General features: G+C 71.0%; 9 protein-coding genes. 5 read left to right on the forward strand and 4 right to left on the reverse strand.

The genetic code is table 11. The features are described 5' to 3' along the window. Window position 1: 1 nt before the first annotated feature. Genes ABFJ78_RS09560 through ABFJ78_RS09575 form a run of 4 tightly spaced genes read left to right on the forward strand, consistent with a single transcriptional unit; the run spans window position 2 to window position 7701 of the window. On the forward strand, window positions 2–856 hold the full coding sequence (locus ABFJ78_RS09560) for a TIM barrel protein (protein WP_436385520.1): 855 nt from the start codon (window positions 2–4) through the stop codon (window positions 854–856). A gap of 19 nt (window positions 857–875) precedes the next feature. Further along, entirely contained in the window at window positions 876–1853 is a 978-nt protein-coding gene (locus tag ABFJ78_RS09565; protein ID WP_436385521.1) for a multicopper oxidase domain-containing protein, read from the forward strand. 11 nt (window positions 1854–1864) lie between these two features. Continuing rightward, window positions 1865–5812 carry a ThuA domain-containing protein gene (locus ABFJ78_RS09570; protein ID WP_436385522.1) on the forward strand — a complete coding sequence of 1316 codons (3948 nt, stop codon included), beginning with the start codon at window positions 1865–1867 and terminating at the stop codon, window positions 5810–5812. A 59-nt stretch (window positions 5813–5871) separates the two neighbouring features. Further along, complete coding sequence (locus ABFJ78_RS09575; protein ID WP_436385523.1) at window positions 5872–7701, forward strand: OmpL47-type beta-barrel domain-containing protein; 1830 nt, start codon at window positions 5872–5874, stop codon at window positions 7699–7701. Here ABFJ78_RS09575 and ABFJ78_RS09580 read toward each other — a convergent pair. Continuing rightward, on the reverse strand, window positions 7685–8254 hold the full coding sequence (locus ABFJ78_RS09580; protein ID WP_436385524.1) for a TetR/AcrR family transcriptional regulator: 570 nt from the start codon (window positions 8252–8254) through the stop codon (window positions 7685–7687). The genes ABFJ78_RS09575 and ABFJ78_RS09580 overlap by 17 nt on opposite strands. Window positions 8255–8331: 77 nt before the next feature. On the opposite strand from ABFJ78_RS09580, the gene ABFJ78_RS09585 reads away from it, so the two are divergent. Further along, the gene (locus ABFJ78_RS09585; protein ID WP_436385525.1) at window positions 8332–9243 is read left to right on the forward strand and encodes an NADP-dependent oxidoreductase; all 912 of its coding nucleotides are present in this window, start codon (window positions 8332–8334) and stop codon (window positions 9241–9243) included. Window positions 9244–9329: 86 nt separating this feature from the next. Here the strand turns inward: ABFJ78_RS09585 and ABFJ78_RS09590 are convergent, their stop codons facing one another. From ABFJ78_RS09590 to ABFJ78_RS09600, 3 genes are read right to left on the reverse strand one after another with little or no spacing between them, the layout of a single operon-like run. Further along, entirely contained in the window at window positions 9330–10871 is a 1542-nt protein-coding gene (locus tag ABFJ78_RS09590; RefSeq protein WP_436385526.1) for a hypothetical protein, read from the reverse strand. A gap of 2 nt (window positions 10872–10873) precedes the next feature. Further along, on the reverse strand, window positions 10874–12847 hold the full coding sequence (locus ABFJ78_RS09595) for a hypothetical protein (protein ID WP_436385527.1): 1974 nt from the start codon (window positions 12845–12847) through the stop codon (window positions 10874–10876). Between the two features lie 52 nt (window positions 12848–12899). Further along, entirely contained in the window at window positions 12900–13760 is an 861-nt protein-coding gene (locus ABFJ78_RS09600; RefSeq protein ID WP_436385528.1) for an SDR family NAD(P)-dependent oxidoreductase, read from the reverse strand. Window positions 13761–13780: the final 20 nt, after the last annotated feature.

Raw genomic sequence — 13780 nt, forward strand, 5'->3', positions numbered from 1 at the left:
CATGTGCGGTCCCCAAGCTGAGCAGCACTCCCGACGGACGTTCCTGAACGTGGCGACAGCCGCCCTCACGGTGGGGGCGGCGGCCATCGCGTTGCCTGGCACCGCGGGCGCCTCCCCGGCCCGCCGGCGCATCCCGCTCGACAAGATCAGCATCCAGCTCTACTCCCTGCGTTCCCTGCTCCAGAACGACCCCGAGGGCACGCTGTCGGCGCTGGCCGACATCGGCTACCGGAAGGTCGAGCTGGCCGGGACGTACGGCCGCAGCGCCACCGAGTTCCGCGCCATCCTCGACCGCAACCACATCAAGGCCTCCTCGACGCACGTCGGCATCGACGGCGACCTGAACCAGACGATCGCCGACGCGCAGGTCCTCGGCAACCGCTCCGTCGTCGTGCCGTACGCGAATTTCGGCACCATCGCGGAGTGGGAAGCCTTCGCGGGCCGCATGAACACCGCCGCGGTCGCCTTCAAGAAGGCCGGGCTGAAGCTCGGCTACCACAACCACGACCACGAGTTCGCCCCGATCGGCGGCGTGGTCCCGTACGACGTGCTCACCGCGAAGACGGACAAGCGGCTCGTGCACCTGGAGATCGACCTGTTCTGGGCGGTGAACGGGGGCGCGGACCCGGTCGAGCTGTTCCGCCGCAACTACCCGCGCGTGACGCAGTACCACGTCAAGGACCGGACCGCGGACGGGCAGATGGTCGACCCGGGCGCGGGGGTCATCAACTTCCCGCGCATCTTCGCCGCGTCCTGCCACACCATCGGCGAGTACATCGTCGAGCACGACCAGCCCGCCGACCCGCTGAACACCGCGAAGGTCGGCTTCGAATACCTCCGCACCGTGCGTTTCTGAGACCCCGGGGGAAAGTCGCATGCGAGTGTCACGTCGGTCGATGCTGGCCGGAACCGCCGCGGGCGTCCTCGCGCCCGCGGTCGGGGTGGCCGATTCGGCCTTCGCGGCGGGCTTGAACCGCCAGATCACCATCTACGCCGAAGCCCTGCCCGGCGGCCTCTACGGCTACGGGCTCGAACCGGGCAAGGCCACGATCCCGGGGCCGCTGCTGGAGATCTACGAGGGCGACACCCTCGAGATCGAACTGGTCAACCGGACCGACCAGCGGCTGTCGATCCACCCGCACGGCGTCAACTACGACACCGGATCCGACGGCGCCCCGCTCAACGCGTCGTTCAACAAGCCGTACGAGACGCGGACCTACACCTGGAAGACGCGGGCCCGGTACGACGCCGGCGGCGGGTTCTGGATGCCGGGCAACGCCGGCTACTGGCACTACCACGACCACGCCATGGGCACCGACCACGGCACCGCGGGCCTCGCGCGCGGGCTCTACGGCGGGCTGATCGTGCGCAAGCGCGGCGACCTGCTGCCGAGCAAGCAGTACACCGTCGTGTTCAACGAGATGATGATCAACCACAAGATGGCACCGGACACACCGATCCTCGAGGCGCGGCTCGGCGAGCGCGTCGAATGGGTGTGCGTCGGGTACGGCAGCCTGCCGCACACGTTCCACCTGCACGCCCACCGCTGGGCCGACACCCGCACCGGGATGCTCAGCGGAGCCGCTGACAACGCTGCCATCGTCGACAACAAGAACCTCGACCCCGGCAGCTCGTTCGGCTTCCAGGTGATCGCCGGCGAGGGCGTCGGGCCGGGCGCGTGGATGTACCACTGCCACGTCCAGACCCACTCCGACGGCGGGATGGTGGGCCTGTTCCTGGTCCGCAACGCCGACGGCAGCCTCCCCGAGGGAGCGCAGGAAGCGATCGACCGGTTCAAGCTGCATGACCACTCCGGGCACGACATGAACCCGGATGGACGGACGCACGCATGAGGACGGGAGCTATGAGAAAACGGTGGTTCGGAAGGCGCGGGGCGCTCGTGCTCGCCATCGGCTCGGTCCTGGCGGCCGGGGCCCCGCTGATCACGATGCCGGTGGCGCAGGCCGCGCCCGCCGCGGTGAACGTGCCCGTCAACGTGCTGGTCTTCCACGGCGCGGCGGCGGACCAGAAGGACCCCGTGCTGCGCGCGGCCGACGCGATCGCGAGGCTGGGCACGGACAACGGCATCACGGTGACGGCGTCCTCGGACCCGGCCGTGTTCAGCGCCGCCAACCTCGCGAAGTACCGCGGTGTCGTGTACCTGTCCGCGCAGGGCGTGACGCTCAGCCGTGACCAGGAAGGCGCGCTGCAGGCCTACATGAAGGCGGGTGGCGGTTTCCTCGGCATTTCCGACGCGGCCCGTGCGCAGGACTCGTCCCAGTGGTTCACCGGGTTGATCGGCGCACGGCCGGTCGGCGCGCGGCCCACGCCCGAGGCGGTCGCGGCGGTGACGGCGAGCGGGGAGAACCCGCCGAACGAGACCAAGGAGAAGCTGGCCGACAACAACGAGAACACGAAGTGGCTGACGTTCTCGCCGACCGGCTGGGCGGCCTACAAGATGGCGGCGCCGGTCGCGGTCAGCAGCTACTCGCTGGTGTCGGCGAACGACTTCGCGGGCCGGAACCCGAAGAACTGGACCCTGCAGGGCTCCGCCGACGGGACCACGTGGACCGACCTGGACACGCGGGCGAACGAGGTGTTCACCGATCCGTTCCAGACCCGGACCTTCACCTTCGCCAACACCACGGCGTACGCGAACTACCGGCTGAACATCACCGCGAACGCCGGTGACCCGATCATCCAGCTCGCGGACCTCAAGCTGTTCAAGGACACCTCGACCACCCCGCCGCCGCCCGAGCCCGAGCCGCAGCAGGCCGTCATCGACGTCCTCGACGCGCAGCACCCGGCCACCGCCGGGCTGCCGCAGAACTGGACGCGCACCGACCGCTGGCTCAACTGGGAGACCAACCCGGTCGGCACCGTCCACACCGTCGCGCAGGTCGAGGAGAAGGGCTACAAACCGGGGGTCGGCGCGAACGGCGCGTTCCACCCGATCTCCTGGTGCCGCGACTACGACGGCGGCCGCTCCTTCTACACCGGGATGGGCCGCACCGAAGGCTCCTACGGCGAAGACCAGTTCCGCAAGCACCTGCTCGGCGCCCTGCGCTGGACGACCGGCATGGTGCGCGGCGACTGCCAGGCCGGGATCGCCGCGAACTACAAGGTCGAGCGGCTGACCGGCAAGAACGCGGCCGGGCAGCTCGACCAGATCGGCGAGCCGCACGGGCTGACGATCGCCCCGGACGGCAAGGTGTTCTACATCGGCAAGGCGGCCTGCCCGACCGGCCCGGTCGTCAGCTGGGACGACCCGAACGTCGGCCTCGGCTGCGGCACGATCCACCAGTGGGACCCGGTCACCAAGAAGCCCAAGCTGCTCACGACGTTGCGCGTGATGGGCAACCGGGGCAGCGGTGACGAGCTGGTCAAGAACGAAGAGGGCCTGCTCGGGCTGACCCTGGACCCGAAGTTCGCCGAAAACGGCTACATGTACGCCTACTGGATGCCGCACGAGTCGATCGACCGCGACAAGCGGATCGGCAAGCGCACGGTCTCGCGGTTCACCTACAACCTGACCGCGCAGACCCTCGACCAGGCCACCCGCAAGGACCTGCTGTCCTGGGACGTGCAGATCCACAGCTGCTGCCACGCCGGCGGCGGCATGGCGTTCGACAAGGACGGCAACCTCTACATCGGGTCCGGGGACAACAACTCCTCGGGCGGCTCGAACGGCTACTCCGGAAACAACTGGACGCTCGACTACAAGGGCATCTCCTTCCAGGACGCGCGCCGCACGGCGGGCAACACGAACGACCTGGACGGCAAGATCCTGCGCATCCACCCGGAGGCGAACGGGACCTACACGATCCCGCCGGGCAACCTGTTCCCGAACGGTCCGGCGGACAAGACCCGCCCGGAGATCTACGTGATGGGCGTCCGCAACATCTCGCGGCTGCAGATCGACCCCGTGCACAACTGGATGACCGCGGGCTGGGTCGGTCCGGACGCGTCCTCGCCGAGCCCCGAACTGGGCCCGGCGAAGTACGAGACGGCGACCATCATCACCGAAGCGGGCAACCACGGCTGGCCGTACTGCATGGGCAACCGGCAGCCCTACCGCGACCGCAGCAGCACCAACGCGGCCGAGCTGACCGGCTGGTACGACTGCGACAACCCGGTCAACACCTCGCCGCGCAACACCGGGCTCGTCAACTTGCCGCCGATCAAGGACAACATGATCTGGTACTCGCCGGACGGCGGCGGCCCGGTCTTCCCGAAGCGGCCGGGCTCGTCCATCCCGACGTACGTCGCGGCGGACGCCACCTACACCCAGCCGTACCTGCGGGGCGGCGGCCAGGCGGTCATGTCCGGGCCGACGTACCACCGTTCGCTGGTCAACACGAACAGCGGCGTCGCGTGGCCGGCGTACTGGGACAACAAGTGGTTCATCGGCGACGAGTCCAACGCGCAGAACCGGGTCGCGGTGACCGTCGACCCGGCGGGCGTGCCGACGCACCAGCCGCCGGTGTTCGCCGAGACGTTCCGGCAGATCATCCCGGGCGGCGCGGGTGACACCCGGGTGCAGAGCTGGATGGACGCCAAGTTCGGGCCGGACGGCGCGCTGTACGTCCTGGACTACGGCAACGGGTTCTTCTCCCTGGACGCCAACCAGAAGCTGCTGAAGATCAGCTACACGGGTGGCGCGCCGACCCCGGCGCCGGCGGCCTCGTCGACGATGGTGCAGAACAAGGCGCTGACGGCGGCGTTCACCGGCTCGAAGTCCGGCGGCGTGTCCTACCGCTGGGAGTTCGGCGACGGCTCGGTGTCCACCCAGGCCGACCCGCGGCACACCTACCCGCGCACCGGCCTCTTCACCGCCAAGCTGACCGTGACCTACGCGAACGGCGAAGCGGTGACGACCCGGACCTCGGTGAACGTCGGCTGCGCGGTGGCCGACCCGAGCCCGGTGGTGACGTTGGGCGACAGCATCACGAAGGTGGTCAACCGCAACGCCGGTGGCGGCTGCACCGTCGACGACTTCATCGACGACGAAGGCGTGTGGACCACCCACGCGGCGTTCGTCAACCACGTCGAGCAGGCCACCGAGACGCTCTCCGACCTCGGCGTCATCAACGGCGACGAATCCGACGAGCTGAACGCGGCGGCCGAAGCGTCGCCGATCGGGAAGCCGGGCACGACGGGCTATGAGGCGTTGTTCGACGGCACCGCCGCGTCGCTGCGGGCCTGGGAGCAAGCACCTTCCGGGCAGTTCACGCTGCAACCCGACGGGTCGATCCGCTCGGCAGGCGGGCTGGGGATGCTCTGGTACGCCCAGCGGCAGTTCGCGAACTTCTCGGTGAAGGTGCAGTTCAAGGACATCGCCCCCGAGGGATACCGCGCCAACAGCGGCCTCTTCGTCCGGTTCCCGGATCCGCGGACACCGCTGGAGCAGCGGCCGCCGGGCAGCTGCGGGACGGTCGGCTCGGCGCGGACGTCGCAGGCGTGGGTGGCCATCTACTGCGGCCACGAAATCCAGATCTACGACGGCGACACCGGTGAGCCGCAGAAGACCGGGTCGGTCTACAACTTCGACCCGCGCCCGCTCGACCAGGCGGGCGCGCGGCCGAAGGGAACGTGGAACGAGTACGAGATCAAGGTCGTCGGGCAGCACTACACGATGATCCGCAACGGCGTGGTGATCAACGAGTTCGACAACACGCCGGGCCAGCAGTCGTCGCGCGCGGGTGACCCGCCGACCGACCTGCGGCAGTTCGTCAGCGGGTTCATCGGGCTGCAGAACCACAGCGACAACGACCTGATCGAGTTCCGCAACATCCGGGTGCGGCAGCTGTAGCGCGATGGGGGCCGGGCGTGCCCGGCCCCCATCCCTCTCTTCAGGAAGGGTTCCCCGCGATGTCCCCACGACCGATAGCCGTGCTGCTGACGGCTCTGCTGGCGGTGCTCGGGCTGGCCACTCCGGCGGCGGCGCTGGCGGCGCCGGTCCAGACGCTGACCTGGACCGGGAACAACAGCACCACCGAATACGGGTCCGCGCCGAGCGGCGCCCTGCCCGGCGAGACCACCATCGTCTTCGAGAACAGCGAAGCCACCGGCAACACGACGGGGATGTCGCACACCCTGACGTTCGACACCTCGACGCCGGGCTACAACCACGACGTCTCGCTCAACATCCTGGCCAACCCGTTCGACCCGCAGAACGGGCGGCACGAAGCCGTCGTCACGCTGACCCCGGGCAAGTACCGGTACTTCTGCACGATCCCCGGCCACACGGCGATGGTGGGGGAGTTCGTCGTCTCCGACGGCGGTGGCGACACCACCGCACCTGTGGTGACCGCGTCCGTGGCCGGGAATCGCGATTCGTCGGGCAACTACATCGAGTCGGCCACGGTTTCGCTTTCGGCCACCGACGCGGGTTCCGGCGTGGCCTCGGTCGAGTACCAGCTCGACGGCGGCACCTGGACCACCTATTCGGCGCCGGTGGTGGTGAGCGCGGTGGGCATGCACATGCTGCACTACCGGGCGACCGACGTCGCCGGGAACACGTCCCCGGAAGGGATGGAACACTTCACGATCGTCGAGGGGCAGGGTGACACGACGCCGCCCACGGTGACCGCTTCGCTCTCCGGAGACCGGGACTCGGCGGGCAACTACCTCGACGTCGCCACGGTTTCCCTGACGGCGACCGATGCCGACTCCCCGGTCGCTTCGGTGGAATACCAGCTCGACGGCGGCGCGTGGACGCCGTACTCGGCGCCGGTCGCGGTGACCGGGGCGGGCGCGCACATGGTCCACTTCCGGGCGACCGATGCCGCCGGCAACACCTCACCGGAGGGCATGTCGAGCTTCACCGTGGTCAAGCGCGACACGACGGCACCGACCGTCTCGGCTTCGGTGGCCGGGACCCAGGACGCGGACGGAAACTACATCGGCAAAGCTGTCGTGACCGTGACGGCGTCGGACACCGGGTCCGGCGTCGCCGCGATCGAGTACAAAGTAGACAGTGGAACGTGGTCGCCGTATTCCGCGCCGGTCCAGGTTTCTTCGGCCGGGGCGCACACGGTCGCTTACCGCGCCCGGGACGTCGCCGGGAACGCGTCTGCCGAGGGCAGCGTGGCGTTCACCGTGGTCGCGGGCGGGGACACGACGGCGCCGGTGGTCTCCATGCAGGTGACCGGCGACCAGGACGGCAACTGGGACTTCGTCGGCAAGGCGACCGTGACGCTGGCCGCCGTCGACCCGGAGTCCGGCGTGGCCTCCATCGAGTACGAAGTGGACAGTGGCGGGTGGACGCGGTACACCGCGCCGGTGGTGCTCACCGCGCTGGGCGAGCACACGGTGCGGGCACGGGCCACGGACGTCGCCGGGAACGTCTCGGCGGAGGCGCCGGGGACGTTCACGGTGGTCGCGGCCCCGCCGCCGCCGGACGCCTGCCCGGTCTCGGACACCCGCGAGACCGTGGTGATCGGCGAGATCGACAGCCAGGTCGTGAACGTCGACACCGGCAACGGCTGCACGATCAGCGACGTCATCGACGCGAACGCGGAGTACGCGTCGCACGACCGGTTCGTCAAGCACGTGAAGGCGGTGACCCAGGAGCTGGTCGGCAACGGGGTGCTGTCGTCGGGCGACCGCAACCGCATCGTGACGGCGGCGATCGAGTCGGACATCGGCGGCGCGCCCACCGCCGGCGCCCGGGCGGGTGACGTCAGGAAGCTGCTGTAGCCGCCTGCACCTCACGAAGAGCGTCTCGTGCGGCCTCGCCGAAGGTGATTTCTTCGGCGGGGTCGCACCAGCGTTCGTAGGCGAGCGTCATGACGAGTGCGCCGAGCTGGGCGGCCACCCGCGAGGCCGGGTCGGGCACCCCGCGGCGCTCGAGGGCGTCGGCCATCGCCGCGGTGAGCACGAGCCCCTTCAGCGCTTCGCGCTCCCGCAGTTCGGTATTGGCGGCGATCACCGCCCGGCGCCGGGCGGTGAAGTCGCGACGCTCGGGCGTGAAGGCCTCCCGCCCGACGGCGTCCAAGGCGTGGGCGACGGCTTCGAGCGGGGTGGCGGTGTCCGGGGCGTCGGCGATGCCGCCGGCGAGGAGGCCGGCCATCGCGTCGCTGCCGAAGAGGACCTCGCGCTTGTCCGGGAAGTGCCGGAAGAAGGTGCTCTTCGTCAGCCCGGCGCGTTCGGCGATCTCGATCACGGTGGTGTTTTCGTAGCCGCGTTCCTCGAACAGGTCGAGCGCGGCGACGACGAGCCGCTCCGGGGCGTGGGGCTGCCAGCGGGCCATGAACCGAGTGTACGGGACTTGGTCCCGTCATCTCGTGTACGGTGATGGGACCAAGTCTCATCACTCGGAGGTGGCTCATGAGCCGTGCGGTGGTTTACGAAGAGTTCGGCGGTCCCGAAGTCCTGGAAGTGCGTGAGGTGCCGGAGCCGCACGCGGGACCGGGCGAGATCCGCGTCCGCGTGGCGGCGGCCGGCCTGAACCCGATGGACTGGGGCCTGGCGGCGCGCCCGGAGCTGGCGGCGCAGTTCGGCGTGACGGTGCCCTCGGGGTTCGGCTACGACCTGGCGGGGGTGATCGACGAGGTCGGCCCCGGCGCGACGGGCTTTTCGGTGGGCCAGCGGGTGTTCGGCGGCGTGATGGCCGCGGCGGCGGCCGACTTCGCGGTGGTGCCGACACCCACCGAGACGCTCTGGCCGACGCCCGAGGGGGTTTCCGACGTCGTGGCGGCCACGCTGCCGGTGGCGGGCATGACCGCGGCAGCGGCGTTGTCGGCGATCGGCGTGGGGCCGGAAGACACGGTCCTGATCGGCGGCGCGGCGGGCGGAGTGGGGGTGTTCGCGGTCCAGCTGGCGCGCGTGGCGGGCGCCCGGGTGATCGGAACGGCTTCTCCGGGCACGTTCGAGTTCCTGCGTGAGCTGGGCGCGGAGCCGGTGGCGTACGGCCCGGGGCTGGCCGACCGGGTCCGGTCGTTCGCGCCGACCGCGGCGACGGACTTGTTCGGCACGGAGACGGCCTCGGCGGCGCTGTCGCTCGGCATTCCGCCGGAGCGGATCTCGACGATCGCGGCGGGGCCCAACCCACCGGGCGGAGTCCGCGCGACGGGCGGCATCGACGCGGGGCCGGCCGAGCTGAAGCGGATCACGGACGCGATCCTGTCAGGGGAGCTGACGGTCCCGATCGCGGCGACGTTCCCGCTCGAGCGGGTGCGCGAGGCGGTGGAGCTGCAGGCGGGCCGCCACGTCCACGGCAAGGTGGTGCTGACGTTGTGAGGGCGCGGCCGGCCGCGGTCAGCGTGGACGAGAAGGCGACCGAAGCAGACCGCGGCGGCCGGATGCGAGCCGGCCGCTGCAAGGACTCACGAGTACGTCCAATGGCCGAGCCACGACTCGCGCCAAGCCACCGTCAACTCGCTCACCCCGTCCACACCGGACCGATCCACCTGCGCCTTCCAAGCCTCCTCCAGCGACGCGCACAGCTTGGACGCCGGCAGCTCGACCCCGCCCGCCGTGAACTGCTTCAACACCGACTTCGGCACCGCCAGCTTCGCCTTGCCCCGGACCACCGACTGCTCCGTCGCGCGGCAGATCAAGTACTCGACCGTCGCCAGCTCGTCCGCCGACGCCACCTGGGCCAACGCCCGGTACAGGCACTCCAGCGGCGCCGCCAGACCCCGGTGCTGGCGGGCGATCTCCCACGACACCCACACCGCCATGCTCTCCGGCATCTGGAAGGGGCGGTACGGCAGCGCCGGGCCCGCGAACGTCTGGTAGTCCGCCGTCGGGTCGGCGAACGGCCCGCTCGTCTCCTCCGGGTCCGGGGGCAGGCCGAGGCGCTTGAACAGCTCGCGCAGCAGCTTCTGCGGCCGGGCCGGGGTCGTGGATTCGCCCAGCAGCTTCGTCAGGATGCGGTTGAGCCGATCGGCCGCCACGCCCTGGACCGACAGCTGCAGGTGGACGAACGCCACGTCCGACAGCGTCGTGCCCGCGCAGCCCACCACCCCCACCTGCGGGTAGCGCTGGAGGAACGACACGATCGCGTGCGTCGAGCCGATCCGCGCCGGGCCGACGAACGTCACCGGCAGGCACGTGCCGATCCGCTGGCGGGACCGGAGGTCGCCCTTGTACAGCGGGGAAAACTCGCCGTCGGCGTGGTAGACCTCGAACCAGTTGCCCTGCCGGTGCCCCGGCCGCGTGTCGGCGAGCCAGAAGCTGTACCCGTGCTTCTCGCACAGCTCGCGGAACCGGTCGGCCAGCTCGAACCGGGCGGCCGCGGACACGTCCCGCAGCGCGATCGCGAACCGGACCGCGAGCGACGAGCAGGGCGGCGCCACCTCCTTGCGGGTCCGCAGGTCGTGGTTGCGGGTCTTCACGATCGTCGGCAGCTGGGCCGGGCACTGCAGCGACAGCAGCGGCGCGTCGATCAGCGCCGACGCCGCGTCCGAGATCTCCCGCACCAGGTCGCGGACCGCGAGGCCGTGCCACTCGCACACCTCGCGCGCGCCCGGGTCGATCGCGATCAGGCCCTCGAAGGTCTGCGCGGACTCGTAGATGAACGTCGGGTTGGGCGAGGTCGTCTGGTGGAAGACCCAGCCGCCCGAGTTCTCCTCCGGGCGTTCCGCCGGCTGCCTGCCGTCGCTGTGCTCGACGGCTTCGGTGCCGTCCAGGGGTTTCCGGGTGCGGGTGCCGATCACGACGCCGGCGCCGTTCGTGGCCGAGCACAGCGTCTCGAGGAACACCGCGCTGTCGGCGTCCGCGGACACGAGGTCGCGCAGGTAGCCGTTGCGGGCCAGCGCGTGGTGCACCTCGAAGTCCACTTTGGTCACCGGCTGGCGCGCGATCTCGAACCCGGCCCGCGCGAGGTCGGCCACGTTCCGCACGGAAACGCGCTGGCTGCGCACCTTCACCACCCCCCGGACGAGTCGAACCGGACGTCGGCTTCCAGCGGCTTGCGCCGGTCCCACGCCCCGGTGCCGGCCCAGCGCGGCGCCCCGATGCGCGACAGCGGGATCGCCGACTCGCGCCACGACGCCTGGCCGAACAGCACCAGCGCGGCGAGCACCGGCAGCGCCACCGCGACGGTCAGCGTGGTCTGCACGACTTCGCCGCGGCTCTGCGTCGCGACGGCCGCGGCGAACGCGGCGACGGCCGCGATGCTCAGCTGGACGAGCGCCTGCGGCAACGTCCCGAGGTAACCGAGCACGGTCCGGCGCGGCGGCAGCGACAGGCGGCTGTAGAGGAAACCCGGCAACAGCAGCAGCATCGTGATCACGGACTGGCCGTCACCGATGTGGCCGAGCGCGTCGGTGGCGGCCCGGCCGTACGGCCACGGGCTGCCCACGAGCATCCACCCGAGCACGAACGACACCGCCGCGACGGCCAGCGCGTAGAACGTCACGTTGAGCGGGCCGGACTTCGTGGAGTCCTTGAGCACGAGCGTCGCGCGCACCCGGACGTGGTCGCCGCGCGGGTCGCGGCCGCCCGAGCGGCGCCAGTACGCGCGCGCCTCGTTGTCGGCGATGCCGGTGACCAGCACGAGGTCCTGCCCGAACTCCCGGTCGGTCAGCTCGCGCGCGGCCTCGCGCAGGTTCGCGGCGGTGAACTCCGGGTGCCGGCGCAGCGAGTTGTCCAGCTCGTTCGTGTCGATGCGGACGGCCTCGCCCGTCGTGGCCGCGGCGGCGAGCCGGTGGCAGGCGGGCAGGCTGCGCGGGGACAGCTCGACGCCGGACTGGCCGGCCTCCCACTTGCGGCGGCGCAGCAGGTCGGCGAGCCGGCGCAGCACGGTCTGCGCCTGCAGCTCGAGGATCTTGTGCCGGGCGCCGTCGGCTTCCTGCAGCGGGGCGGCGTCCTGCCGTTCGGCCAGCGAAACCAGGTCCTCGGCCAAGCCGTCGACCTGGTGCTGGTCGGCGTCCGTGGACAGGTACATCCGCGAGATCTCGGCCTCCGGCGCGGTGCCGGCCACCAGGTGGTAGGACTTCAGCGTCGCCGGGATCATGGTCTCGTAGCTGACGACGTACCCGCGGCGGCTGGAAGCGAGCCGCCGCCACTGCTCCTGCGCGGCGGGCCGCCGCGCGTCGACGTGCAGCGGGGTTTCGTAGCTGAGCCGGTGTTCCTCGACCGAGTCGTCGAGCGCGACCACCAGCATGTAGTCCCGGACGGCGACGTTGAGCAGGTACGCGTATTCGACGAGCAGTTCGGAACAGCCCGCGAGGATGTCCAGCGCCAGTTCCCGGCATTGGCGCCCGTACCCGGGGACCGTGCCGCCGGTCGGAGCCAGGGTGAAGTGCTCTTCCGGGTGGTTCCGTTCGGTGAGCAGCGTCAGCAGTGCCTGCTGGATGAGCCAGCGGGGTTCGTGCACCTGGAACAGGAAGGTGTTCAGCTCGTGCTTGGCGGTCTGCGCGTTCTCGTCGCTGGCGAGGATCCCGCGCAGCAGCCGGTAGAGCCCGGCGGCGACCAGCCGGGACGCCTCGTGCTGCGTCAGCCGCGGCAGCTTCTGGCCGGAGGAGTCGAAGACGTCGACGGGGGAGACGTCCCGGCGCGGCAGCCGGGCGAGCGGCACCCAGAGGGACCGCTGCCGCGCGGGTCTGGAGGCGGCGCGCTCGCCGTGTTCCCGGCCGATGAGGTCCTGCAGCTGCGCGGTCGCCTGCCGCTGGCCTTCGTCGAGCAGCTTGAGGCTGACGTCGACCTCGGTGCTGCGCCGGGCGGTCCCGTGCTCGACGACGGTGAGCCGCTCGGTGAGCCGGCGCACGTGGTTGAGCCGCAACGAGGTGTCGAGCAGGGCCAGCCCGACGGCGGCCCCCTGCCGCGACAGGCGGGGCGGAGCGCCGGGAATGGGAATGGTCTCGATGGCGTGCCGGAGACTGTCGATGCCGTCCACTCCTGTGAGAGTAGGAGGTACCGGTGCCCGATACGAGCAAACGCGGAATTCCCTACCGGGCTGCCGCTTCGACGAGGCCGGCGGTCGCGTCCCACAGGCGGCGGGCCAGCGCCGCGTCGAGGCCGGCCTTGCCCGCCCGGCGCAGGGCCGGGCCGCCGCGCAGGCCGCCCGGCCCGTCCGGCCCGACGTAGGCGTTGCCGGGGACGTCCGCCGTGGCGGCGTAGAGCACCGAGAGCGCGCCCTGTTCCGGTGAGTTGGTCAGGAACTTGAAGCGGTTGACGACGTTCGACCGCGAATGGGCGGCCAGCGCGGTGCGCGCGATCCCCGGGCTGGCCAGCACCGAGCGGACCGGGCTGCCCGCCGCGTCCAGCCGGCGCTGCAGTTCCAGGGAGAACAGGACCACCGCCAGCTTCGACGCCTGGTAGGCGGCCATCCCGTGGTAGTCGCGGGTCCGCCAGTCCAGGTCGTCGAGGACGAGCTCGCCCTGCCGGTGCAGCTGGCTGGTGACGTGCACGACCCGGTCGGTGACGTGCCCCAGCAGCAGGTTCGTCAGCAGGAACGGGCCGGTGTGGTTGGTGGTGGTCTGCCGGTCGAGCCCGTCGGCCGTCCGCGCGGCCGGGACGTCCATCACGCCGGCGTTGTTGACCAGGACGTCGAGCGGGCCGGACCACGCGTCCGCGAACGCCCGCACCGACGTCAGGTCCGCCACGTCCAGCGGCCGGACGTCGAAGGTGCCGGGCAGCCCGGCGACCGCGGCACCGGCCTTGCCGACGTCCCGCACTCCCAGCACGACCCGGGCGCCGGCGCGGGCGAGCTCCCGCGCCGTGATCAGTCCCAGGCCGCGGCCCGCGCCGGTGACCACCACCGTCCGTCCGGTCAGGTCCGGCAGGTCGGCCGTCGTCCACTTGGTCATTTCCGCTCCTCGACTCGAAG

Origin of the sequence: Amycolatopsis sp. MEPSY49, from assembly GCF_051337345.1 — a bacterium.
In the GTDB taxonomy this organism is placed as follows: domain Bacteria; phylum Actinomycetota; class Actinomycetes; order Mycobacteriales; family Pseudonocardiaceae; genus Amycolatopsis.

Bases quoted from the DNA above. Each gene is read 5' to 3' on its own strand.
- ABFJ78_RS09575 (WP_436385523.1), top strand. From the start codon at position 5,872: ATGTCCCCACGACCGATAGCCGTGCTGCTGACGGCTCTGCTGGCGGTG.
- ABFJ78_RS09570 (WP_436385522.1), top strand. From the start codon at position 1,865: ATGAGAAAACGGTGGTTCGGAAGGCGCGGGGCGCTCGTGCTCGCCATC.
- ABFJ78_RS09585 (WP_436385525.1), top strand. From the start codon at position 8,332: ATGAGCCGTGCGGTGGTTTACGAAGAGTTCGGCGGTCCCGAAGTCCTG.
- ABFJ78_RS09560 (WP_436385520.1), top strand. From the start codon at position 2: ATGTGCGGTCCCCAAGCTGAGCAGCACTCCCGACGGACGTTCCTGAAC.
- ABFJ78_RS09600 (WP_436385528.1), bottom strand. From the start codon at position 13,760: ATGACCAAGTGGACGACGGCCGACCTGCCGGACCTGACCGGACGGACG.
- ABFJ78_RS09565 (WP_436385521.1), top strand. From the start codon at position 876: ATGCGAGTGTCACGTCGGTCGATGCTGGCCGGAACCGCCGCGGGCGTC.
- ABFJ78_RS09580 (WP_436385524.1), bottom strand. From the start codon at position 8,254: ATGGCCCGCTGGCAGCCCCACGCCCCGGAGCGGCTCGTCGTCGCCGCG.